This window comes from Natronomonas sp. (assembly GCF_036625485.1).
In the GTDB taxonomy this organism is placed as follows: Archaea; Halobacteriota; Halobacteria; order Halobacteriales; family Haloarculaceae; genus Natronomonas.
Genome location: NZ_JAZKTR010000145.1, coordinates 1 through 6,005, shown reverse-complemented (window position 1 = coordinate 6,005; position 6,005 = coordinate 1). Strand labels below are relative to the sequence as shown.

The 6,005-nt window shown below is 66.8% G+C and carries 6 protein-coding genes; 1 reads left to right on the top strand and 5 read right to left on the bottom strand.

Annotation, left to right across the window (positions count from 1 at the left end; all coding sequences use genetic code 11):
- Window position 1 precedes the first annotated feature (1 nt).
- The 5 genes from V5A53_RS12175 to V5A53_RS12155 form a co-directional block, all read right to left on the bottom strand.
- Window positions 2-1,444 (bottom strand): small ribosomal subunit Rsm22 family protein, encoded by a 1,443-nt coding sequence (locus V5A53_RS12175; protein ID WP_332313886.1) that lies wholly within the window; start codon window positions 1,442-1,444, stop codon window positions 2-4.
- Entirely contained in the window at window positions 1,441-2,178 is a 738-nt protein-coding gene (locus tag V5A53_RS12170) for an NAD(P)-binding domain-containing protein (RefSeq protein WP_332313885.1), read from the bottom strand. Before V5A53_RS12170 ends, V5A53_RS12175 begins: the two co-directional genes overlap by 4 nt.
- Before the next feature lie 251 nt (window positions 2,179-2,429).
- Window positions 2,430-2,582, bottom strand: coding sequence for a hypothetical protein (locus V5A53_RS12165; protein ID WP_332313884.1), 153 nt, complete (start codon window positions 2,580-2,582; stop codon window positions 2,430-2,432).
- A gap of 103 nt (window positions 2,583-2,685) precedes the next feature.
- Window positions 2,686-3,855, bottom strand: a complete 1,170-nt coding sequence (locus tag V5A53_RS12160) for a Xaa-Pro peptidase family protein (RefSeq protein ID WP_332313883.1) — start codon at window positions 3,853-3,855, stop codon at window positions 2,686-2,688.
- 74 nt (window positions 3,856-3,929) lie between these two features.
- Complete coding sequence (locus V5A53_RS12155) at window positions 3,930-4,538, bottom strand: class I SAM-dependent methyltransferase (protein WP_332313882.1); 609 nt, start codon at window positions 4,536-4,538, stop codon at window positions 3,930-3,932.
- 106 nt (window positions 4,539-4,644) lie between these two features.
- Here V5A53_RS12155 and aroA point away from each other — a divergent pair, with 106 nt between their 5' ends.
- The gene (aroA, locus tag V5A53_RS12150; RefSeq protein WP_332313881.1) at window positions 4,645-5,958 is read left to right on the top strand and encodes a 3-phosphoshikimate 1-carboxyvinyltransferase; all 1,314 of its coding nucleotides are present in this window, start codon (window positions 4,645-4,647) and stop codon (window positions 5,956-5,958) included.
- Window positions 5,959-6,005 lie beyond the last annotated feature (47 nt).

The window sequence follows — 6,005 nt, the reverse complement described above, 5'->3', positions numbered from 1 at the left end:
TTCACGTCAGTCGGTCGACGACCGTCTCGGCGTCGACCACGAGGTTGTAGGCCTCTTCGTCGTCGTTCCACAGCACCAGCACGTTCTCGAAGCGGAGCAGGGAGCCGTAGGGTGCCCGGGCGAGCGACTCGTTGAGCGCCGACTCGCGGGTCAACACGGCGTAGTGGTCGACCGTCTCGGAGCCGTCGCTGATCTTGAAGAGGGGGTTTCCTTCCTCGGCGAGGTTCGGCGAGAGTTTGAGCGCGTCGAGGTCGATGCGCTCGGTGACGTGGGCCTCCATGTCGGCCATCTTCGCGACCTGCTCGGGGTCCGGCGTGTACTCGATAGCCCGCTTGCCGTCCGTCCGCAGGAGGAGGTAGGCGAACTGGACGTCGGTGTTGAGATAGGTGCCGTCGCCGCTCGCGACGAGGCCGCGCCGGTCTCCGTCGGCACCCCCGTCGACGGCCGCCCGGTCGAGGCGACTCTGGAAGGCGGGCGGTTCGATGTCGGGCTCTCGCCTGAACGTCCAGCCGCGGTCGTCGGGTTCCTCGTCGGGCCAGAGCCGAACGGTCGGCGCGTAGACGGTGGCGTCGGGGCGTCGGGCCACGAGGTCGCGTTCGATCTCCCGGAGGCGCGTGGCGGTCCGCTCTTCTGCCGGTGAGATGGCAACGAGCGTGCCGTCGTCGGCCAGCGAGTCGAGATAGCGCTCGGCGACCGCAACGGGCGCTTCGAGTTCCGAGAGAACGTTCGCGAAGACGATGAGGTCGTATTCGGCGTCGGCTTCAGGCTCGAACGCCTCGGCGGTCGTCCGATGAATCGTCGGGCGGAAACTCGGGTGGGTCTCTTCCAGCATGTGTTCGAGAACGTCCGCGGCAGCGCTCGGTTCGACGGCGTCGTAATCGACGAGGACGCCCTCCGGGAGGAAGTCGTGCAGTCCGAGCGCGGGACCGCCAGTCCCGGCACCGACTTCGAGGACACGGAGGTCGTGGTCCAGCAGGCCGTCTCGCGCGAGTTCGGCGAGGACGTACTGGATGACGGCGTAGTAGTCCGGCAGGTGATAGATGCCGTAGGCGAGTGCGGTTTCGCGGTCGTAGTCGACGGCGCTGTCGGCGAAGTAGGCCTCTTTCAGGTCGTCGATGCGTTCCCGGAGGCCGTCGCCGGTGTCGCCGTCGGGCCAGCCGGGGCCGTATTCCTCGACCAGCAGGTCCTCGAAGCGACGCGCGTAGTTCTCGGGAAACCGTTCGACGCCGTGGAACTCGGGGTCTATCGGCCCCTCTTCGATGGGGACGAAGGTGCCGTCCTCGCGTTCGCGGATGCCCAACTCGAAGGCGTGCTCGCGGAGCGTCTCCCGGACGACCGCCGGGTGGGGTTGGCCCTCGACGTACTCGTATATCTCCTCGGGGTCGATGGGGCGGACCTCCCGGAGGTACCGGGCGTTGTCGATGATTGCGTCGGTGTCGGTCATTCGTCGCCTCCGGCTTCCTCGTATCGCTCGACGAACGTTTCGCGGTCGGCGTCGGCCAGTTCACGCGCGGCCTCGGCGACGGCCTCACGGCCCGCGAAACGCTCCTGTATCTCGGCGTAGACCTCGGGCGTGCCGTCGATCATCTGTTCGACCAACTCCTCCAGCGGCCCCGACAGCGTCGTGTGGAACCGCGAATCGACGTCGTCGGCCGCCAGCGCGTAGGCCAGGACGGCGGTATGGGCCTTCGCCTGGACCGTCCCCATCGCCGTGTCGTGTTCGGCGGGCGTCGTTTCGAAGACGTCGTTGCCGGCGGCCGAGAGGCTGTCTCGAATCGCCTCGATGGTCGGTCCGTCGCGGTCGACGACGACGGGGACGTTTCCGGGCGCGTTCGAGGCCGAAAACAGCGGATGGAAACTCGCCCGCTCGCGGTTTTCGGCGTGTTCGGCCAGCGCGGCGACCGAATCTCGCATCTCGCCGGAGACGTCGACGACGGCCTCTGTTGCCTTCTCGGCGTGGTCGGCAATGGCCTCGGGAACCGCCGTCATGGGGACGGCGAGACAGACGACCTCGAAACGCTCGTCGGTATCTAGCGGGACCGCCCTCGCTTCGGTCACCTCCGAGGCCGCATGCCGGGCGACGGCGTGGTCCCTGTCGGCGAACGCGACGCTGTCGGCGCCGCTGTGGCGGGCGAACCACCGACCCATCTCCCCGGCACCGACGACGAGCAGTTGCATGGGAACGGATAACCGCGGCCGACTCAAAAGGGGTTCGGGATACGCGCTCGGTTCGACCGCATTGCGGCGGGCTATCAGGGCGTTTCAGCACGGCTACGGGGCCTCGATAGGTGGCGGCTCAGGAGTAACCGTCGTCACAAGGGGCTCGGAGCGGGGGTAGGAGCCTCATCATAGCCGCCGGCAGAACGTAGGACGTGCCGGCTTTTGTACCTTATCAGTGGCCGGGCGGAACGCCGACGGTTCCGGTCGGTCTACTCGATGAGTTCGAACGCCTTCGTCCCGCAGGTGCAGTTCGAATCACCGAGGGGCCGTATCTCGCCACCAGCCTTGATCTCTACTGGGCGGACCGTCTCACAATCCGCACAGACGGCGATTCCGCGCTGGGGTTCGTCGCTGCTCGACATGTACGGACCATTTCGGCCCTCATTCTAAGAGGTGTGTTACCAATCGGCGGTCGAAGCGCCCTGAAAATATAAGTGGGGCTGGAACGGGAACGTCCCGCCGTGTTCAGAGGCGGAGCGACTTCTCGTAGTCGGTCAGGTTCTCGTAGCCGTCCTCGGTGACGACGACGAGGTCCTCGATGCGGACGCCGCCGACCTCGGGGTCGTAGAGCCCCGGCTCGATGGTGATGATGTGGCCGGCCTCGAGTTCGTTGTCCTGTTCGGAGACACGGGGGAACTCGTGGATGTCGAGGCCGACGCCGTGGCCGGTCGTGTGGATGAACCCCGTTTCGGCGGTCTCATCCGCCCGGAGCGTCGGCAGGCCGGCGTCCTCGTAGACGTCACAGACCGCGCCGTGGACATCGCTGCCGGTGACTCCCGCCTCGATGGCGTCGAGGGCGGCCTCCTGTGCTTCCAGCGTCAGGTCGTACCACTCGTCGATGGTCTCGGAGGGTTCGCCGACGCAGAAGGTCCGGGTCATGTCGGCGTAGTAGCCAGTCTCCTTCGAGCGTGGGAAGATGTCGACGATGATGGCCTCGCCGGCTTCCAGCGGGCCCGACCCACGGTCGTGGGGGTCGGCGGCGTCGGCCCCGCAGGCGACGATGGTCTCGTCGAGCGCACAGCCGTGCCGGAGGAGTTCGATCTCGATCTCCTGTTTGACGCGCTCGGAAGTCAGCGGTTCGCCCTCGTAGACGAGCGTGCCGTCCTCGATTCCAGCGGCGTCGAGGAGTTCCTCGGCGCGGGCCATCGCCGCCTCGTTTGCCTTCTGGGCCTCGCGGATGTTCTCGACCTCCTCGTCGGTCTTGGTCGCGCGAATCGACTCGATGACATCGTCGGTGTCGGCCTGTATCTCGACGCCGAGGTCACGCAGGCCGTCGGCGTCGCCCAGCGGGAAGTCGGCGGGAGCGACCACCGACGACGCGTCGTGGGCATCGAGGAATGATTCGAGCGTGTGGTAGAACCCCTCCGGAATCCCGTATTCGTCGATATTGGCGCGGTTGTCGTACTCGGAGTGGCGTTCGACGCTTGCCGCGCGGGCGTTGCGCTTCGCGCGGCCGTACTCCAGCGCCGAGACCAGCAGATGCGATTCGCCGGTATAGAGCGTGACGAAGGGGTCCGGAGCGGTAAACCCCGAGAGATAGCGCTGATTCGAGTCCTCGCCGTCGGCCTTGATGAGGTAGCCGTCGAGGTTCTCGTCGTCGAGGTAATCGTCGAGTTTCGAGAGGTCGGGTTCCATACCATCATCGCCGGGCGGCGGCGTATTAGGGATTGTCGTCGGCCCGTTTCGGTCAGGCCCACGAACTCGGCGAATCACCGTTCCGACGTTCGTTCCGCGATGCCGAGAATCCCCGGGACGGGCCGTTGCTGTGTCTCGAACGGGACCGGTTCGATAACGTCGAGCGTCCACCCGTCGTCGAAAATCCGCTGCATTTCGCCGGCCGAGAGCGGCGTCGGTCCCCAGTCTTCCGGCGCGTCGGCACCGAATTCGAGACAGACTGCCCGGCCTCCATCTCCGAGAACCGACGCGAGTTCTCCGACGTACGCCGCCCGGTCCTGTCCCTCGAGTGTGTGCAACATGCCGCAGTCGAGGACGGTATCGAAACTTCCGAGGTCACTGGTCGAAAGCTCGAGGGCGTCGCCTACCACAAACGACACCGCCTCGCTGTCCGTCCGTTTTCGGGCAACCTCTATCGCGGACTCGGAGAAGTCGAGTCCCACCACCTCGTAGCCCGCGTCGGCCAGATACCGGGCCTCGACGCCCGTCCCGCACCCGACGTCGAGTATTCGTCCGTCGATTCGGTTCGTCTGCTCGACGGCGACGAGTTCGGCCTGCGGCCGTCCGACGTCCCACGGCACGTTCCCCTCGTCGTAGGCTTCGTTCCACCACGTCACTCGGTCGTCGCTGGAGGGCTCTGACATGGAATCTGTGGTCGTATCGCCCGCCCGATAGCATTTTTGAAAACAGGAGTCGGGAAGCATCGGCGACAGTCGGTAGTCTCTTTTCGCCGCCCACCGACCCATCGGTATGGATGCTCACATCTCGCCGTCGACGGTTCGCGGCACGGCCCGAGCGCCGCCGTCGAAGAGTTACACGCACCGCGCCATCCTCGCGGCCGGCTATGCGGGCGGCGCCGTCGTCAGGAATCCGCTTTTCAGCGCCGACACGCGCGCGACCATGCGCGCCGTCGAGGCCTACGGTGGGTCGACGACGGAACTCGACGACGGTGACCTCGAAGTCGTCGGCTTCGAGGGCGACCCCGAAACGCCGGGCGACGTCATCGACTGTGCCAACAGCGGGACGACCATCCGTCTGACGGCGACTACGGGCGCGCTGGTCGACGGGCTGACGGTCCTGACCGGCGACTCGTCGCTTCGCTCGCGACCGCAGGGCCCGCTTCTGGACGCGCTGAAGCAACTCGGCGCCCGAGCGGAATCGACCCGTTCGAACGGCGAGGCGCCGCTGATCGTCGGCGAAGGCGTCCTCGGCAACGAGGTCTCCATTCGCGGGGACGTCTCCTCGCAGTACATCACGGCCCTGCTGATGGCCGGCGCAGTCACCGACGCTGGCGTCGATATCGAACTGACGACCGACCTCAAGTCCGCGCCCTACGTCGATATCACGCTGGAGGTACTGGCGGACTTCGGCATCGAGGCCGAGGTGCTGGGCGGCGACGACTCCGAGATTCGGGCGGCGGGTGCCGACGGCTTCCGCGTCCCGGGCGACCAGAGCTACGAACCCGACGACGGCGAGTATCACGTCCCTGGCGACTTCTCGTCGATGTCGTATCTGCTGGCGGCGGGCGCGCTGGCGGCCGACGACGAACTCGTCGTCGAGAGCGCGTATCCGAGCGCACAGGGTGACTCGGCCATCGTCGGCATCCTCGAAGACATGGGCGCCGACATCGAGTGGGACCGGGACAACGGCGTCATCACTGTCACACAGTCCGATCTGGAGGGTATCGAGGTCGGCGTCGCGGACACGCCGGACCTCCTGCCGACCATCGCGGCGCTGGGGGCGGCCGCCGAGGGGACGACCCGGATCACCGACTGCGAGCACGTCCGACTGAAGGAGACCGACCGCGTCGCGGCGATGGCCACCGAACTCGAGAAGATGGGCGTCGACGTCGAGGAGGGGGAGGACGAACTCGTCGTCCACGGCGGCGGCCTCGACGGCGCGACCGTCGAAGGCTACGAGGACCACCGCATCATCATGGCGCTGGCGACGGCCGCGCTGGTCGCCGACGGCGAGACGACGATCGAGGGCGCCGACCACGTCGACGTCTCGTTCCCCGACTTCTTCGATGTGCTCTACGACCTCGGGGTCGACGTGGACTGGTGAAAAAGCCGCCTCGCCGTCTCGGACTGTCCGGACGAACCGGCGCAGGG

Coding starts and splice junctions, on each gene's coding strand:
- V5A53_RS12175 (WP_332313886.1), bottom strand. CDS start 1,444: ATGACCGACACCGACGCAATCATCGACAACGCCCGGTACCTCCGGGAG.
- V5A53_RS12170 (WP_332313885.1), bottom strand. CDS start 2,178: ATGCAACTGCTCGTCGTCGGTGCCGGGGAGATGGGTCGGTGGTTCGCC.
- V5A53_RS12165 (WP_332313884.1), bottom strand. CDS start 2,582: ATGTCGAGCAGCGACGAACCCCAGCGCGGAATCGCCGTCTGTGCGGAT.
- V5A53_RS12160 (WP_332313883.1), bottom strand. CDS start 3,855: ATGGAACCCGACCTCTCGAAACTCGACGATTACCTCGACGACGAGAAC.
- V5A53_RS12155 (WP_332313882.1), bottom strand. CDS start 4,538: ATGTCAGAGCCCTCCAGCGACGACCGAGTGACGTGGTGGAACGAAGCC.
- aroA (WP_332313881.1), top strand. CDS start 4,645: ATGGATGCTCACATCTCGCCGTCGACGGTTCGCGGCACGGCCCGAGCG.